This window comes from Massilia sp. P1_C10 (genome assembly GCF_056406475.1).
The window spans coordinates 238,034-255,389 of sequence record NZ_JBFUAC010000006.1; the positions used below are offsets into that span (position 1 = coordinate 238,034).

General features: G+C 64.0%; 14 protein-coding genes. 6 read left to right on the forward strand and 8 right to left on the reverse strand.

All coding sequences use genetic code 11. The features are described 5' to 3' along the window. From AC1D02_RS15350 to AC1D02_RS15360, 3 genes are read left to right on the forward strand one after another with little or no spacing between them, the layout of a single operon-like run. Positions 1-1,602 carry a POT-type proton-dependent oligopeptide transporter gene (locus AC1D02_RS15350; protein ID WP_477318319.1) on the forward strand — a complete coding sequence of 534 codons (1,602 nt, stop codon included), beginning with the start codon at positions 1-3 and terminating at the stop codon, positions 1,600-1,602. Positions 1,603-1,657: 55 nt separating this feature from the next. Further along, complete coding sequence (locus tag AC1D02_RS15355; protein WP_477318321.1) at positions 1,658-4,369, forward strand: alpha-1,6-glucosidase domain-containing protein; 2,712 nt, start codon at positions 1,658-1,660, stop codon at positions 4,367-4,369. Positions 4,370-4,399: 30 nt separating this feature from the next. Further along, entirely contained in the window at positions 4,400-4,870 is a 471-nt protein-coding gene (locus AC1D02_RS15360) for a DUF6328 family protein (RefSeq protein ID WP_477318323.1), read from the forward strand. A gap of 7 nt (positions 4,871-4,877) precedes the next feature. Here the strand turns inward: AC1D02_RS15360 and AC1D02_RS15365 are convergent, their stop codons facing one another. Then, positions 4,878-6,725, reverse strand: a complete 1,848-nt coding sequence (locus tag AC1D02_RS15365; protein WP_477318325.1) for a glucokinase — start codon at positions 6,723-6,725, stop codon at positions 4,878-4,880. A gap of 156 nt (positions 6,726-6,881) precedes the next feature. Here AC1D02_RS15365 and AC1D02_RS15370 point away from each other — a divergent pair, with 156 nt between their 5' ends. After that, positions 6,882-7,337 carry a hypothetical protein gene (locus AC1D02_RS15370; protein ID WP_477318327.1) on the forward strand — a complete coding sequence of 152 codons (456 nt, stop codon included), beginning with the start codon at positions 6,882-6,884 and terminating at the stop codon, positions 7,335-7,337. Positions 7,338-7,344: 7 nt separating this feature from the next. Beyond that, a complete protein-coding gene (locus tag AC1D02_RS15375; protein WP_477318329.1) occupies positions 7,345-7,575 on the forward strand; it encodes a helix-turn-helix transcriptional regulator in 231 nt (76 codons plus the stop codon). 3 nt (positions 7,576-7,578) lie between these two features. On the opposite strand, the gene AC1D02_RS15380 is transcribed toward AC1D02_RS15375, so the two are convergent. The 3 genes from AC1D02_RS15380 to AC1D02_RS15390 all read right to left on the reverse strand — a co-directional run bounded on the left by AC1D02_RS15380 (position 7,579) and on the right by AC1D02_RS15390 (position 12,306). Further along, positions 7,579-9,243, reverse strand: coding sequence for an alpha-amylase family glycosyl hydrolase (locus tag AC1D02_RS15380; protein ID WP_477318331.1), 1,665 nt, complete (start codon positions 9,241-9,243; stop codon positions 7,579-7,581). A 16-nt stretch (positions 9,244-9,259) separates the two neighbouring features. Beyond that, complete coding sequence (locus AC1D02_RS15385; protein WP_477318333.1) at positions 9,260-10,891, reverse strand: alpha-D-glucose phosphate-specific phosphoglucomutase; 1,632 nt, start codon at positions 10,889-10,891, stop codon at positions 9,260-9,262. 83 nt (positions 10,892-10,974) lie between these two features. Then, positions 10,975-12,306 carry an MFS transporter gene (locus tag AC1D02_RS15390; RefSeq protein ID WP_477318335.1) on the reverse strand — a complete coding sequence of 444 codons (1,332 nt, stop codon included), beginning with the start codon at positions 12,304-12,306 and terminating at the stop codon, positions 10,975-10,977. A gap of 159 nt (positions 12,307-12,465) precedes the next feature. Between AC1D02_RS15390 and AC1D02_RS15395 the strand changes: the two genes are divergently transcribed. Continuing rightward, positions 12,466-13,743: an MFS transporter gene (locus tag AC1D02_RS15395; protein ID WP_477318337.1), complete on the forward strand. Its 1,278-nt coding sequence runs from the start codon at positions 12,466-12,468 to the stop codon at positions 13,741-13,743. A gap of 366 nt (positions 13,744-14,109) precedes the next feature. Here AC1D02_RS15395 and AC1D02_RS15400 read toward each other — a convergent pair whose 3' ends face one another. The 4 genes from AC1D02_RS15400 to AC1D02_RS15415 all read right to left on the reverse strand — a co-directional run bounded on the left by AC1D02_RS15400 (position 14,110) and on the right by AC1D02_RS15415 (position 17,292). After that, positions 14,110-14,592: a GNAT family N-acetyltransferase gene (locus tag AC1D02_RS15400; RefSeq protein WP_477318339.1), complete on the reverse strand. Its 483-nt coding sequence runs from the start codon at positions 14,590-14,592 to the stop codon at positions 14,110-14,112. After that, positions 14,567-14,869, reverse strand: a complete 303-nt coding sequence (locus AC1D02_RS15405; protein WP_477318341.1) for a type II toxin-antitoxin system TacA family antitoxin — start codon at positions 14,867-14,869, stop codon at positions 14,567-14,569. The genes AC1D02_RS15400 and AC1D02_RS15405 overlap by 26 nt, the downstream gene beginning before the upstream one ends. Positions 14,870-15,006: 137 nt before the next feature. Continuing rightward, on the reverse strand, positions 15,007-15,387 hold the full coding sequence (locus tag AC1D02_RS15410) for a glutaredoxin domain-containing protein (protein WP_477318343.1): 381 nt from the start codon (positions 15,385-15,387) through the stop codon (positions 15,007-15,009). Positions 15,388-15,462: 75 nt separating this feature from the next. Then, complete coding sequence (locus tag AC1D02_RS15415; protein WP_477318345.1) at positions 15,463-17,292, reverse strand: DEAD/DEAH box helicase; 1,830 nt, start codon at positions 17,290-17,292, stop codon at positions 15,463-15,465. Between the last annotated feature and the right edge of the window lie 64 nt (positions 17,293-17,356).

Sequence of the window (17,356 nt, forward strand, 5' to 3'; positions counted from 1 at the left end):
ATGTCGCACGCAGCCACGACGCTCGACGCATCGGCGGAAACGCCAACCGCCACCGGGCGCATGCCGCGCCAGATCCCCTACATCATTGCCAATGAAGGCTGCGAGCGGTTCAGCTTTTACGGCATGCGCAACATCCTCACGCCGTTCCTGATCAGCACCCTGCTGCTGTTCCTTCCGGAGGCCGACCGCGCCGGCGAAGCCAAGCACGTGTTCCATACCTTCGTCATCGGCGTGTACTTCTTCCCGCTGCTTGGCGGCTGGCTGGCCGACCGCTTCTTCGGCAAATACAATACCGTGTTCTGGCTCAGCCTCGTCTACTGCGCCGGCCATGCCTGCCTGGCCGCGTTCGACGACAACCTGAAAGGCTTCTACTTCGGCCTGTTCCTGATCGCGCTCGGCTCGGGCGGCATCAAGCCGCTGGTCTCGTCCTTCGTCGGCGACCAGTTCGACCAGACCAACAAGCACAAGGCCAAACTGGTGTTCGACGCCTTCTACTGGATGATCAATTTCGGCTCCTTCTTCGCGTCGCTGCTGATGCCGATTTTCCTCAAGAGCTATGGCCCTTCTGTGGCTTTCGGCATTCCCGGCATCCTGATGTTCATCGCCACCATCATTTTCTGGCTGGGCAAGCGCAAGTACGTCCACGTGCCGCCGGCGCCGGCCGATCCGCACTCGTTCATGCGCGTCGCGCGCACCGCGCTGGTCACGCGCGTGGCGGGCTGCGGCCGTCCGGGCCTGGTGGTCGCCGTCATTGGCGCCATCGGCGCGGTGTACTCGCTGGCGCGCTCCGGCGACTGGGGCTTCGTCATCAGCGCCTGCCTGGCGCTGGTGCTGCTGATCGCATTCGGCGGCATCGGCACCTCGATGCAGCTCGAGCGCGCACGCGGCGCCCATCCCGACGAAGCGGTCGACGGCGTGCGCGCGGTGCTGCGCATCCTCATCGTGTTTGCGCTGGTCACGCCATTCTGGTCCCTGTTCGACCAGAAGGCCTCGACCTGGATCGTGCAGGCCAACTCGATGACGCAGCCGACCTTCTCCTTCTTCGGCAACGACTTCAAGTTCGTGCCGGCGCAGATGCAGGCACTGAACCCGCTGCTGGTGATGATCCTGATCCCCTTCAATAACATCGTGCTGTTCCCGCTGATCCGCAAGATGGGCATCGAGCCGACCGCGCTGCGCCGCATGACCGCGGGCATCGTCTTCACCGCGCTGTCGTGGATCGTCATCGGAACCATCCAGGTGCACATGGACGCCGGCAATGCCACCTCGATGGCGTGGCAGATCCTGCCGTACGCGATCCTGACGCTGGGCGAAGTGCTGGTGTCGGCAACCGGCCTCGAATTCGCCTACAGCCAGGCGCCGAAGTCGATGAAGGGCGTGATCATGGCGCTGTGGAGCCTGGCCGTCACGGTGGGCAGCCTGTGGGTCCTGATCGTCAATTCCAGCGTCAAGAACGATGCGGTGCTTGGCCACATCAAGGAAAGCGGACTCGGAGTCATCGCCTTCCAGATGTATTTCTTCGCCGCGTTCGCGTTCGCCGCCGCCCTGGTCTTCGGCTGGTACGCCAAGCGCTATCCAGTGACCGACAACTACCGCGCCTAAGACCAGGGGTCAGGTCCGCCGGACCTGACCCCGTCGCCGATCATCAGGAGATTCAATGAGTATTCACACGCGCCATGCTCGCGTCCTTATCGCGGGCTTCGGCGCGCTGTTAACCACTTTCGCTGCAGCTGCCGACGCGCCGCTCGCCGCGTGCGACAGCGCTTCCCACCAGACGGTCTTGCATCCATCCGCCGAGCATTTCGAAGCGCGCGCGGTGTGGCTGAACCGGCGCCTCGTGCAGTGGCCGGGCGCCCTCGGATTCCTCCACTCCGTCAAGCTGTACCATTCTCCCAACGGCACCATCGTCGCAAAGCCGGGGTCCGCCGTCACCGGCGCAGCCGGCGCCCTGCCCCTCGTCTACTCCGAGTTGCAGCCCGTGACCGAGGCCGAACGCGTTCGCTTCAAGTACGTCGGCCGCGGCCCCGTATTCAAGGTGCGCGATGGCGATCTCGCGCAACTCCCCGCTTTGCATCGCGAACAACTGGTGCTGGTTCAGGAGAACGCTGACGGCACGGTGCGCGCGGCAACCCGTATTCAATCCGCGGGCGCGCTCGACGACCTGTTCGCGCAAGCTGCCGCCGTGCCCGATCTGGGCGCCGGCCGCACCGCATTCAAGCTTTGGGCGCCGACGGCGCAACAGGCAGCGGCCTGCATCTACGACAGCGGCAATGCGAAAGCGTCATCGATCTTGCCGATGCGCGCCGACCCTGTCACCGGCGTCTGGAGTGCACCGGCTGCCCCCGCCGGCAAGTACTACACCTACCTGGTCGACGTAGCGGTCGACGGCGCCGGCATTGTGCGCAACAAGGTCACCGACCCGTATTCCGCCAGCCTGACCACCGATTCGAAGCGCAGCTACATCGCCGACCTGGCGTCGCCGTCGCTCACGCCGGCGGGCTGGGACAGCACGCCAGTCCCCTCCAGGGTAAAGGCCCTGACCGACATGGTGGTGTACGAACTGCACGTTCGCGACTTCTCGATCAATGACGCCACCGTCAGAGCGCCGCACCGCGGCAAGTTCGCCGCCTTCGGCGAGCGCGGCTCGAACGGCATGAAGCACCTGGCCGCACTGAGCCGCGCCGGACTGACCGACATCCACCTGCTGCCGGTGTACGACATCGGCAGCGTGCCCGAAAAGGGCTGCGCGGTTCCCAAGCCGTCCGGTGCGCCAGACAGCGAAGCGCAGCAGGCGCTGGTCCACCAGACCGCCGAAACCGACTGCTTCAACTGGGGATACGACCCCTTCCACTACAGCGCGCCGGAAGGCAGCTATTCGACCGATCCGTCCGACGGCGCGCGCCGCATCGTCGAGATGCGGGCGATGGTGCAGAACCTGCACCGCATCGGCCTGCGGGTCGGCATGGACGTCGTCTACAACCATACCTTCCGCTCCGGGCAGGACGAAAAATCGGTGCTCGACCGGATCGTGCCGGGCTACTACCATCGCCTGAACGCGGCCGGCGTGGTCGAACGCTCGACCTGCTGCGACAACACCGCCACCGAGAACCTCATGATGGGCAAGCTCATGGTCGATTCGACCGTGCTGTGGACGAAGCACTACAAGATCGATTCGTTCCGCTTCGACCTGATGGGGCACCAGCCGCGCGCCGTCATGGAGCAGCTGCAAAAGCGCGTCGATGCCGCCGCCGGCCGCCATGTGCAGCTGATCGGCGAAGGCTGGAACTTCGGCGAAGTGGCCGATGGCGCGCGCTTCGTGCAGGCCTCGCAGCTGTCGCTCGGCGGAACCGGCATCGGCACCTTCAGCGATCGCGCGCGCGATGCCGTCCGCGGCGGATCGGCCAGCGACGCCGGCGAGCAGATGATCTCGCGCCAGGGCTACATCAACGGCCTGGTCTACGATCCCAACGCGCTGGCGGGCAAGCGCCCGGCCTCCGACCTGCTGCACGCCGCGGACATGGTCAGGGTTGGCCTGGCCGGCTCGGTTCGCACCTACCGGCTGGCGACGCAGGACGGCGCGACGCGCGCGCTGCAGGACATCGATTACAACGGCCAGCCCGCCGGCTACGCGGTCCAGCCGGGCGAAGCGGTCAACTATGTCGAGAACCACGACAACCAGACCTTGTACGACATGAACGTGTTCAAGCTGCCGCTGGCCACCACCAGCGCCGACCGCGCGCGCGTGCAGGTGCTCGGCGCCGCAATCAATGCGTTCAGCCAGGGCGTGGCCTACTTCCACGCCGGCGTCGACACGCTGCGCTCGAAATCGCTGGACCGCAACAGCTTCAATTCGGGCGACTGGTTCAACCGGATCGACTGGAGCTATCGCGATAATTATTTCGGCACCGGCGCGCCGCCGGCTGAAGACAACGCCAAGGACTACGCGCTGATCAAGCCGCTGCTGGCGAATGCGGCGCTCAAGCCGGCGCCGGCCGACATCGCGTTCGCGCGCGACGCCTTCCGTGACCTGCTGGCGATCCGCGCCAGTTCCACCCTGTTCCGGATGCGCAGCGCCGCCGACGTCGCCCAGCGCCTGCACTTCCACAACACGGGACCAGGCCAGGAGCCGACAGTGATCGCCGCCCGTCTCGATGGCGAGGGCTATCCCGGCGCGGGGTTCGAGGGCATCAGCTACTTCATCAACGTCGACAAGGTCGCGCACAGCGTGACCATCGACGCGGAGAAGGCGAAGCGCTATCGCCTGCATCCCGCGCACCGCGCCGACCCGCGCGCCGTGGCGGCGACGTACGACCGCGCGACCGGAACCTTCAGCATTCCCGCGCGCACCGCCGTCGTATTCGTCGAGTAAGATAGCAAGGACACACGATTCGGGATCAAAATGATAGACGACCCAAGCATCAAACAACAGTCCCTCAAGGACGACATGCGCAACGTGCTGGAAGAGGCGCGCATGGTCCTGCCCGGCATTCAGGCGCTATTCGGCTTCCAGACGATGGCCGTCTTCAGCGAGCGCTTCGCCCGCATGCCGGTCTTCGTCGAAGTGGCTTACCTGGTCGCCCTGGGCCTGCTGATCGTGTCGATCGGGCTTCTGATGACGCCCGCCGCCTATCACCGCCTGGCCGAACCCGGGCAGGTCTCGCTGCACATGATCAAGCTGTCGTCGAAGCTGGTCACCACCGGCATGATCCCGCTGATGTTCGCGTTCGCCATCGACGTGTACGTGGTCGCCGTCGCCGCGATCGACAACCACGTCGCGGGGGCCTGCGGCGCGGTTGCGACGCTGGTGGTCCTCACCAGCTTGTGGTTCGCATTCCCGCTGCGCAGCAAGCGGGCCAACGGCAACCGCTGATCCGAAACTACAGGTCGAGGTGCGAGATGAGCAGGCGGCGCTGGTCCGACTCGCCTTCCTCCGCCGCGCCCAGCGAAATCCCGACCGACATGATATCGATCAGCAGCAGCTGCAGGATGCGCGAGATCATCGACAGGAAGGTCGTGCTGTCCTCGCTGTGATCGACCGCCAGGCAGATGCTGGCCTTCTTGGCCAGCGCCGATTTGCTGCCGGTGATCGCGATGACGTCGGCGCCGGCCGCGCGCGCGGCATCGACCGCCGCCAGCAGCTCCGGCATTTCGCCCGTGGTCGAAATCGCGATCGCCACGTCGCCCGGCTTGAGCAGTTCGGCGGCCAGCGTGAACAGGTGCGAGTCGCCATACGAGGCGGTCGGAATGCGAAAGCGGAAGAACTTGTGCTGGCCATCGAGCGCCACGACGCGCGAGTTACCCATCGCGTAGAACTCCACCCGGTTCGCCTTGCGCAGCAGCTGGATCGCGCGGTCGATCGACACCACGTCGAGCTGGTCGCGGAACTTCAGGATCGCGGACACCGTGTTGTCGATCACCTTGGCCGACAGGTCGTGGGTGCTGTCGGACACGCGCACCTGGCTGTGGCGCACCGGGATCGTGCCGGTCAGGCTGCTGGCGAACTTCAGCTTGAAATCGGCCAGGCCGAGGAAGCCGAGCGAGCGGCAGAAGCGGATCACGGTCGGCTGGCTGACGTCGGCCAGGCGCGCGATTTCCGCGATCGGCTCGCCCAGCACCTTGCGCGGATGCTCAAGCACCAGCGTGGCGACGCGCTGCTCGGCCGGCGACAGCTCGTGCTGCAGGTGCTGCACGCGCTCCATCAGCGTGTTGGCGCCGCTGCGCCCGCGCAGGTGCTCGGACAGGATCGTCGCGACGCCGTAGAACGCCGGGTTCGGCGTCATGATCACGTAGGTCGGAATCTGCGCCAGGTAGCCGGTGAAGCGGCCCTTGGCCTCGAAGCGCGCGCGGAACGGCGAGGTGGCGAACCACTCGGCCATGCGCGGCACGATGCCGCCGCCGATGAAGATGCCGCCGAATGCGCCCAGCGTGACCGCCAGGTTGGCCGCGGCGCCGCCCAGCATGCCGCTGAAGCATTCCAGAGTCTCGAGGCACAGCGGGTCGTGCTGCTCCAGCGCGCCGCTGATGATGTCCGGCGAGGTGCGCGGCGCGGTGACGATGCCGTTGCGCTGCGCCAGCGCGCGGTAGACGATTTCCATGCCCGGGCCGGAGATCAGGCGCTCGTTCGACACGTGCGGCCACTCCTTCCAGGCGAATTGCAGGATCGCGAATTCGCGCTCGTCGGCCGGCGCGAAATTCATGTGGCCGCCCTCGCTGCCGAGGGTGACGAAACCGTCGATGGTCGGGATCACGCCCGACACGCCCAGGCCGGTGCCCGGTCCCAGCACGCCGACCACCGCGTTCGCGGCCGGTGCGCCGCCGCCGACCTGCATCAGGTCTTGGCCGGACAGGCCGGGCAGCGACATCGCCAGCGCGGTAAAGTCGTTGACGATCAACAGCGTCGACAGGCCCAGCTCGCGGCGCACCTCGTCGGTCGAGAACTGCCAGTCGCGATTGGTCATGCGGATCATGTCGCCGCTGATCGGATTGGCCAGCGCGAAGGCGCCGTGGTTGATACGCGTGCCCTCGTGGTCGGCCAGGTAGGAATGCAGCAGCGGCACGATGCCTGGGAAGTCGTCGCATTTGAGCACCCGCACCGCGCGCAACACGCCGGGCGCGGTCTCGAGCGCGAAGCGCGCATGCGTGGCGCCGATGTCGGCCAGCAGGCGCGGGCCGTCGGCATACGCGCTGCGGCTGAATTTTTGTTCGGAGTCGAGGTCTTTGGTCATCAAGGGGGCGTGGGGAAGCATCGTCGGATCGCGGCTAGCATACCGCATTGACTGAAATACATCAAAGACCGATGTGGGATGTAACTCATAGGTTGCATTTAGAAACCGATGTGTTACATTATCATCCACTGACATTCATTATGAAAGGATTACAAAATGCTTCCCGAGGAAATGAACGAGATCGACCGCCTGGCGCATTACTACCGTAGCGCATTGTGGACCGCGCTCTCCGTGGTCGGCTTGATGGGCGGCCTGGCGATCGCCCTGCTGGGCTTTCCCGACACCCAGGCCGGCGGTCTCGCCAGATCCATTTGGCCGATCATTTCGATCGTGTGCGTGATAGCCGTTGGCGCCCTCGGCACCGCGAAGCGAAAGGCCGATATCGATCCGCTCGGTGACGCGGTCGAGTCGATGCTGGGCGACGAGTTGTACAAAGCAAGCCTGAGCCGCGCCTATCGAAATGGATTTTTCGGCGTTCTGATTACGCAGTTTTTGCTGATGGCTGCATCGGTGGCGATCAGCTTCGACCAGCCAATTGCGACAGCAGCGTGCGCGACGCTGGTGGCTGGCGTGGTCGTGACGCTGCTCAGCCTTCTGTTCTACGATCGCTGAGGCCACAATGGATGACTCCTTGTTCACCACGATGAAGCTGCAGCGCGCGCGGCGCAACCTGACGCAGGCGCAGCTTGCGGACCTCTCCGGCATCACGCGCAAGTCGATCAACGCGATCGAGTCGGGACGGATGGTACCGTCGATCGTGCTCGCGCTGAAGCTGGCGCGCACGCTCGGCGTGACGGTCGAGGAGCTGTTCAGCCTCTCGCCGTCCGAAGTGGACACCTTCCCTTGCTGATGCTTAGTAGCTGATCAGCGCAACGCCTGCCGGCGTCGGGAACTTCACCGTCCCGCCGCTGACGACCGCGCTGGTCCCCGAATACGCATCGCGCACCGTCTGACCGTCGCTGAACACGCCGCGCACCGGAATGCTGGCCGCCTTGTCGGTCGGCAGCCCGAGCGCCACCACTACCTGGTCGCGCACGCCGCCCTTGTCGTAGGTGCGCTTGAAGACGTAAGGCGCCGACTGGATCATCTGGTGAACCCCGGCGCCCACCGCGATGTGCGCCCGCCGGAACGTGCCAAGCTTCGCCCAGTGCGCGCGCACGTCGCCGATGCGATGCGCGCCGCGCTGCGCGTCCTTCGCCAGCTCGTCCCAGTTCATTAAGCTGCGCAGGTTAGCATCGCCCTCGGCGCCGTCGGCCTTCAGTACGCGCGCCGTCTCGTCGCCGTAGTAGATCTGCGCCGCGCCGGGCGCCAGCAGCAGGCGGTTGGCGGTGTCGAACGGCCGCATGCGCAGCGCGTCGAACGGCGCCGAGTCGTCGTGCGAACTCATATAGTTCAACACCGAGCCGCCGCTCGACGGATCGTTCAGCGCCTGCGAATAGCTGCTGAACATCGCGTCGATGTCTTTCTGCGCATCCGCCTTCGCGCTGAAGTTGATCAGGCTGTCGAACCCTTGCGCGTAGTAGTCGACCGTGGTGCCGCCGCCCAAGTCGAATTTTCGGCCGTGGCCGATTGCATAGTTGTAGATTTCCGCGGTCATGTAGAACTTGTCGTCGCCCAGCCGCGTGGCCGGGTTGGCGCGCTTCCAGTCCTCGTAGGCGGCGCTTGCCACCTTCTTCAACTCCTTCCACACGCCAGGCTCGACGTGCTTGACGGTGTCGGCGCGGAAGCCGTCGAAGCCGTACTTGCGCACCCAGTCGGCATGCCACTTCATCAGGTAGTAGCGCGGCGCGCGCGGATAGCCGGTGCGCTTGAAGAATGCATCCAGCTCCTTCACCTCGCGCTCGTAGCGCCCTTCCGCCTTCCACTTCGCCACCAGTGCCGGCGGCAGCTTAACCGCGCCGTTGTCGGCGGTGCGGAAGTCCGGCAGGTTGGTCACCAGCGTGCAGTCGATCGTGGTCGCCGCGTCCTTGTAAGTACAGTTCGGGCCCGTGCGAACCCACTCCTTCGGCCACACGGGATCTTCATTCGTCACTGGCCCGGTATGGTTCATCACCACGTCGAGCAGCACGCGGATGCCGTTGGCGTGCGCCGTGTCGACCAGTTCGCGCACGTCCGCCTCGGTGCCGAGGTTGGCGTCGACGGCCGTGAAATCGCGCGCCCAGTAGCCGTGGAAACCGTAGGACTTGCCGGTGCCTTCATCGGTGCTGCCGTGGATCTGCTCCACCGGCGGCGTGATCCAGATCGCATCGACGCCCAGGTCCTTGAAATAGCCTTCGCGGATTTTCGCCGTGATGCCGGCCAGGTCGCCCCCCATGAAACCGCGCAGCGGCGCCGCATCGTCCTTGCGTCCGTATGCGTGGTCGTTGGCCGGATTGCCGTTGTTGAAGCGGTCCGTCAGCATGAAGTAGACCGTGGCGTTATCCCAAGAGAAGGGCTGCGTTCGCGCCTGCTGCGCGGCGGCCGGATTGGCGAAGGCGCCGGCCAGCGCGAGGGATAAGGCCAGTGTGGTCAATTTCATGCGTTGCGGTCCTGTCTCAAGTGATGACGGTGGGGTGGTCGCGCCCGGTGCGCTTCTTCAAATCGGATAGCTTGTCGGCGATGCCGGCCAGCCCGGCCAGCGCCTGCTGCGGATCGATGTCGTGGCGTGCCGGATCGGCCTCGTATTTTTCCAGGTACAGGCGAACGGTGGCGCCTTCGGTGCCGGTGCCCGACAGGCGAAACACGATGCGCGAGCCGTCGGTCATCACGATGCGTACGCCCTGCCTGGTCGCGATCGAGTGGTCGACCGGATCGGTGTAGACGAAGTCGTCGGCGAAATCGACCGTAAAACCGTCCAACTGCTGGCCCCTCAGTCCGTCCGCCAGACCGCGCAAGTGCTCCATCATGGCTTCCGCGGCGGCCGAATCGACGGCCTCGTAATCGTGGCGCGAATAATAATTGCGGCCGAAGCGGTTCCAGTGCTCGCGCACGATCGTGTCGACCGGCTTGCCGGTGGCCGCCAGCAAATTCAGCCAGAACAGGATGGCCCACACGCCATCCTTTTCGCGGATGTGGTTCGAGCCGGTGCCGTAGCTCTCTTCGCCGCACAAGGTGGCGAGGCCGGCGTCGAGCAGGTTGCCGAAGTACTTCCAGCCGGTCGGCGTCTCGTAGCACTTGATGCCGAGCGCCTTCGCCACGCGGTCCGGCGCGGTGGATGTCGGCATCGAGCGCGCGATGCCCTTCAAGCCGTCGCGGTAGCCCGGCGCCAGCGTGGCGTTAGCGGCGATGATGGCCAGGCTGTCCGACGGCGTCACCGCCAGGCTGCGGCCGACGATCATGTTGCGGTCGGCGTCGCCGTCGGAGGCAGCGCCAAAGTCCGGCGCATCCGCGGCGAACATCACGTCGATCAGTTCCGCCGCGTTGACCGGATTCGGATCGGGATGGTGGCCGCCGAAGTCCTCCAGCGGCGTGCCGTTGATGACGGTGCCTGAGGGCGCGCCCAGCATGCCCTCCAGGATCTTGTGCGCGTACGGGCCGCCGACCGCGTGCATGCCGTCGTAGCGCATCGTGAAGCCGCCCGCAAACAGCTTGCGGATGGCGGCGAAGTCGAACAGCCCTTCCATCAGTTCGGCGTAGTCGGCGACCGCATCGATCACCTCGACCTGCATCTGCTCGATGCGGAACTCGCCGAGACGGTCGAAATCCGGCGCCTGCTCGTCGCTGATGCGGTACACGGAGATCGACTGGGTGGCGTTGTACACCGCCTCGGTGAATTTCTCCGGCGCGGGGCCGCCGTTGCCGATGTTGTATTTGATGCCGAAGTCGCCATCGGGCCCGCCGGGATTGTGGCTGGCCGAGAGGATGATGCCGCCGGATGCGCGGTGCTTGCGGATCACGCAGCTGACGGCCGGCGTCGACAGGATGCCGCCCTGCCCGACCAGCACCTTGCCAAAGCCGTGCGCGGCCGCCATGCGCAGGATGACCTGGACCGCGGTGCGGTTGAAATAGCGGCCGTCGCCGCCCACCACCAGGGTCTGGCCAGCGCACTCGCCCAGCGTGCTGAAGATGGCCGCGACGAAGTTTTCGAGGTAGCCCGGCTGAAGGAAGTCGGCGACTTTCTTGCGCAGGCCTGAGGTGCCGGGGCGTTGCCCGGCGTATGGCGTGGTCGCCACTGTTTGTATGGTCATCCCGAGCTCCTGTTCGCTATCGTATGGATTGCTATTGTAGACAATCCGCTACCATACGACACCCGACAAAAGCATGGCGCGAATCACTTCGGCGCTGCCGCCTTGTCGGTCACGGACAGGGTCAGGACGCCGGCCAGCGCCATGCAGGCGCCGCCAAGGATCAGCGTATTGATCGTGTGCCCGGCGAACAGGTGGGTGGTGATCCAGCCAAGCAGCACGCTGCTGACGATCTGCGGGACGACGATGCAGATGTTAAACAGGCCCATGTAGTACCCCATCCGGTTGGCCGGCAGCGACCCGGCGAGGATCGCATACGGCATGGTCAGGATGCTGGCCCAGGCGATGCCGACGCCGATCATCGGCACGATCAGCATCTGCTTGTCGTGGATCAGGAAGATGCTGGCCAGGCTGGCTCCGCCGATCAGAAGGCAGACGGTGTGCACCATCTTGCGGCTCGTGGCCCGCGCGAAGATCGGCAAGATGAATGCCGCCAGCGCCGAGACGCCGTTGTACACGCCGAACATGATGCCGACCCAGTTGCCGGCGCTCTGGTAAGTGGCAGACTGCGCATCGGTCGTGCCGTACACGTGGTCGGCGATCGCGGTGCCGGTGTAGATCCACATCGCGAACAGCGCGATCCAGGTGAAGAACTGGACCAGCGCCAGCTGCACCATCGTCTTCGGCATGGTGGCGAAGCCGCCGAAGATCTCGCCGAGCATGACGCCGATGTTTTTCGAATGCTTGCGGTTGGCGTCGAATTTCGCCATGTCCGCCGGCGGGGTTTCGGTCGAGGTCAGCACCGTCCACAGCACCGACAGGAAGAACACCAGGCCGCCGGCGTAGAACGAATAGCGCACGGTGTCAGGGATCATGCCGGCGACGGGCACGTTGCTGACGCCGAAAACGTCGGAGAAGATCGTCGGGAGCAGCGAGGCGATCACCGCGCCGCAGCCGATGAAGAAGGTCTGCATCGCGTAGCCGGCGGTCTGCTGGGTCGCATCGAGCTTGTCGCCGACGTAAGCGCGGAACGGCTCCATCGACACGTTGATCGCGGCATCCATCATCCACAGGACCGCAGCGGCCATCCACAGGCTGGCGGAATTCGGCATCAGGAACAGCGCGATCGCCGCGAACACGGCGCCGGCAAAGAAGAACGGGCGGCGGCGGCCCCATTTCGGATGCCAGGTGTTGTCGCTCAGGTAGCCGATGATGGGCTGAACCAGAAGGCCAGTGACCGGCGCGGCGAGCCACAGCAGCGGCAGGTCGTCAGGCGAAGCGCCCAGCGTCGAGAAGATCCGGCTGGTGTTGGCGTTTTGCAGCGCAAAGCCGAACTGGATGCCGAAGAAGCCGAAGCTCATGTTCCACAGCTGCCAGAACGACAGGCGTGGCTTTAAGGACGCCGTTTGCATTTCCATCTGAGTCTCCGAATATTATTGGGGTCAGACCCCATTATTTGTAGGAAAATAACACGCCGATTTCTGAGTGTCAATCTAAACAATTCCATAGTAGAATCGGTGCAGAATCGACACAAAAATCGACATTTTGTAGTCAAACAACAGAACGATGGGGACACCATGCTGGACATGCAGAAGCGCCTGAGCAATTCCTTTAACGCGATCATCAGCCTGCCGTCGACGGCGATGGGCTTCGCGCTGTGCATCCAGATTTCCGCGCTCAGCTGGCTGCTCAGCACCAAGTACCACCTCGACATCCACGAAATCGGCATCGTCTGGGCGGCCGGGCCGCTGGCCGGCATCCTCGGCCAGGTGATCATTGGCCTGATCAGCGATAACACCTGGTTCTGGGGCGGGCGCCGGCGCCCGTTCATCCTGATCGGCGGCACGCTGGCCGCGCTGATGGTGTTCCTTCTTCCGCGGATCGACCTGGTCGCCAGCGTCCTCGGCATCGGCAACCTGCTGGTGGTCGCGGTGATCGTGGCGCTGACCCTGGACCTGTCGATCAACATCGGCTTCAATCCGACGCGCGCGCTGATCGCCGACGTCACGCCCGAAGGCGACGCCCGCACCAGGGGCTTCACCTGGATGCAGACCATCTCCGGCTTCTTCGGCGTGATGGCCTACCTGATCGGCGCCTTCATCGACAACTACACGCTGATCTCGGTCGGTGTGGTGATCGTGTTCGCGTTCTCGGTGGTGCCGATGTTCTTCGTCACCGAGCCGCGCGACCTGGCGGTCACAGGCGACACGGTGGCCGCGACGAAGACCGAATGGGGCCAGCTGTGGCGCATCTACTTCGCGCACGGCTTCTCGTGGATCGGCGTGCAGTCGATGTTCGTCTACATCATCGCCTTCATCCAGCAGCACATCGTCGACGGCCAGAATACGCCTGACGTGGTGGCGCAGCAGTCGGGGCATGTGATTTCGATTTCGTTCGCGGTGATGAACGTGGTCGGCTTCCTGTTGCCGGCGCTGGTGCTGGCGCCGGTCGCCAAGCGCATCGGCCGCGTGAAGACGCAGGCCGGCTGCATCGCCATCATGGCCGCCGCCTACTTCGCGATCGCGTTCGCGGGCAATACGCCGCACCGCCTGTATGCGCTGATGGCGATCGTCGGCATCGGCTGGAGCGCGGTGGTCAGCCTGCCGTTCGCGATCATGAGCGAAAAGGTCGACAAGAGCCGCATGGGCTTCTTCATGGGGATCTTCAACCTGTCGGTGGTGCTGCCGCAGCTGCTGTCGACGGGCGTCGGCTACATCCTGAAGTCCGCTGCGGATTCCAACGTGCTGTTCCTGATTTGCGGCGGCTGCCTGAGCGTGTCGGCGGTGCTGTGGTGCCTGGTCAGAGAGACCAAGACCACGGTGGTTGCAGCGCCAGCGCTGGCGCCGGCGCATTGAAAAATGGGGTCAGGTCCGCTGGACCTGATCCCGGTCTTGTCGCCGCAGCGTGAATCAGGCGGCGAGTATGCGATCGAGCGACCTTCGAATGGACATTGCCGTGACGGTCAAAAACAAATTTTCACAAGCGCAGATAAGGCCTCGACGAATCAAGCGACTTGCCGAAATAATTTTCGACCATTGGGAGGCAGGATCGGGAATGGACGCACACCTTCCATCGTCCGCATAACCGTGGAAGAAGCTCAGATTCTCAACAAGGTGATACGAGATTCGATGCCGGAGGGATGGATTTTCGGCCAGTATGATCCGATGGAGCGATTGAACACTGCGGGCATCAAGATTGTTCAAATAAAGAGAAATAATCGCCTAGTCGGGAATTTGATCGATTGCGATCGCGAGCAGCGTCGGCTGCACCGGAGAGGGAGAAAATCCACGCTTTTTGTAAAACTCAGCAGCCCGCTCATCTTTGGCATCGACAAAAATAGCGACGCCACCAACTTTCGCGGCAGCGGCCCGCGCCTTCCGAAGTGCTGAAGTCAGTAAGATCTCTCCAAATCCCTGACATTGAAATTGCTTAGCGACGGCGAGCCGCGCAAGCAGGTACCCAGGAATGCTCTGGGGTAGCCGCTTCGCAATGGCTCCGGGCATGATTTCCTTCGGAGTCATTTTTCTGATTGCCAAAGTATAGAATCCAAGAATGGAATCAGGAGCTGCATCGTCAACCAACACGTAGGTCTTGGAAATTCCCTTCTTTTGGTGCTGGCGAGCTGTCGTCTGAAGCCAGTTGTTCAGAATGTCGCTGCCGCTGTCGAAACTGCCGGTCTCATGCGTCGTCTTCAGTGTCCTCACGCAAAGAGCCATCGTTGACCTTATTGTTGTAACGCTCGAACGCCTGGCCCAACTTGGCATTTGGTTGCGCCGGGCTATCCAGCAAACTGAGCAGCCACTCCGCCTCCTCTCGCGAATACCAGATGGTCTCCTCTCGATCAATAACGGCGTCGGCCTTCTCCAGCGCAGCTTGAATCACAAAATCGTCGAGGGATACACCGGTAAGCTCGGCGGCGGCTTGCAGCTTCTCCGCCAAAGGATCAGAGACCTGTGCAGTGACACGAATGTTGTCAGTCATGGAATTCATTGCCACCACCCTTCGGTACTAGCGATTTTCATGCGATACATCCTATCAGCACCAATTGGAGTTTGCCGCACCGGAGCCTGCTCGCCACCGGAGGAATCTCAATGGTGCGCTAGATTTTTGGCGGGCATTCAGAAGCTTTTTGTGCTCGCGACCATCTTCACAAACTCACCACTGTCGATCAGCCGCTGCAAATCATCGGCGCCACCCACCAGCACGCCCTTGACGAACACCATCGGAAAGCTCTGCCAGCCCGTCCACATCTTCAGCGCGCTGCGACGGCGCCACTCGCTCCAGTAGCCGCCGTACTCCAGATATTTGTAAGGCGCCGAAATCGCATCGAGCGCCTTGCGCGCTTTCTTCGGGAACGGGTTCTGCTTCATGCCGACCACCACCACGTCGTTTGCGGCAATGGCGTCCTGCACTTCGCGGATGATGTCGGAGTGCTTGTCGGAGATGACCTGGCGGATCGCAGGATGAATATGGGCTTCGTCGAGAATTGGGCGGGTCATGTGGCTTCCAGGGTTATTTTTGTTCGCTGATTATGCCATCTACCAAAAAGCCACCGTCTCCGGTGGCTTTTTCTATCACTCGGCCTTTGGCGGGCCTTTGCGATGTTCCTTCTTCGGGCCTTTTGCGTAGCCCGCCTTCTCGGCGAAGCGGCGATCGCCCGCTTTCTTCGGACCGGCAAACGAACCGGCCTTCTTCACCGCCGGCGGCTCGCCGTCGCGCGTGATGTTGAGCTGCTGCCCCGCCACCCACACCGTCTTCAGGTGATCGATCAGGTCAGGCGGCATGTCGGACGGCAGATCCAGCGTGCTGTAGTCGTCGTAAATCTCGATGCGGCCGATGTACTTCGATTCGATGCCCGCTTCGTTGGCGATCGCGCCGACGATGTTGCCTGGCTTGACGCCGTGCGAATGGCCCACTTCGATGCGGAACGTGCCCATGCCCTCTTCCGCCGGACGCATCGTGCGCTCGCGCTTGAACGACGGCGCATCGCCACGGTCGGCGAAACGCGGCGCGGGTGCGTCGGCGCGCGGCGCGCGTGCCGGACGCTCTTCCCACGCCGGCGCGGCCTTCGGCGAACGGTCCGGCTTTTCCAGCAGCAGCGGCACATCGCCGCGCGCCAGCTTGGCCAGCGCCGCGGCGATCTCCACCGCCGGCACATTGAGTTCGCGCTCGTATTCTTCGATCAGCGTGCGGAACACGTCGATGCCGCCCGCGGCCAGGGTCTCGGTGATCTGGTCCTTGAACTTCGCAATGCGCACGTCGTTGATGGTTTTCACAGTCGGCAGCGTCAGCGGCGACACCGGCTGGCGCGTGGCGCGCTCGATTGCCTTCAACAGGCCCTGCTCGCGCGGGGTGATGAACAGGATCGCCTGGCCGCTGCGGCCCGCGCGGCCGGTGCGGCCGATGCGGTGGGTGTAGCTTTCCGGATCCGACGGCACGTCGTAATTGATCACGTGGCTGATGCGTTCCACGTCCAGGCCACGCGCGGCGACGTCGGTCGCGACCAGGATATCGATCTTGCCGTCCTTGAGCTGCTGGATGGTGCGCTCGCGCTGCGTCTGCTGCATGTCGCCGTTGATGGCGGTGGCAGCGAAACCGCGCGCCTGCAGCTTGCTCGCCAGCTCTTCGGTGCCCAGCTTGGTGCGGGCGAAGATGATCATGCCGTCGAACGGCTCGGCTTCCAGGATGCGGGTCAGCGCTTCGAGCTTCTGCATGCCCGACACCATCCAGTAGCGCTGGGTTATGTTTTCGGCGGTGCCGGTCTTGGCCGCCACGGTCACTTCGGCCGGGTCCTTGAGGTAGGTCTTGGCGATGCGCTTGATCGCCGACGGCATGGTGGCCGAGAACAGCGCGGTCTGGCGCGTGTCCGGCGTTTTCTGCAGGATCTGCTCGACGTCGTCGATGAAGCCCATGCGCAGCATTTCGTCCGCTTCGTCCAACACCAGCGTCTTCAGCTTGGACAGGTCCAGCGAGCCCTTCTCGAGGTGGTCGATCACGCGGCCCGGGGTGCCGACGATGACGTGCACGCCGCGGCGCAAGGCCGACAACTGCGGGCCGTAGCTCTGGCCGCCGTAGATCGGCAGCACGTGGAAGTCCTTGATGTGCGCGGCATAGGTCTGGAACGCCTCGGCCACCTGGATCGCCAGTTCGCGCGTCGGCGCCAGCACCAGCGCCTGCGGCGAGTGCTGCTTGATGTCGATGCGCGACAGGATCGGCAGCGCGAAGGCGGCGGTCTTGCCGGTGCCGGTCTGGGCCTGTCCGAGCACGTCGCGATTGGCCAGCAGCAGCGGGATGGTGGCGGCCTGGATCGGCGATGGCGTTTCGTAGCCGATCTCCTTGATCACCTTGACGAGGGCGGTGGAGAGATTCAGCTCTGAAAACAACGGAAGGGGGGTATCGGACATGGAAATGCTCACTTATATGACGCGTAAAGGCGACAGTTTACTCTCTTGCTGGATTCGCTGCCGC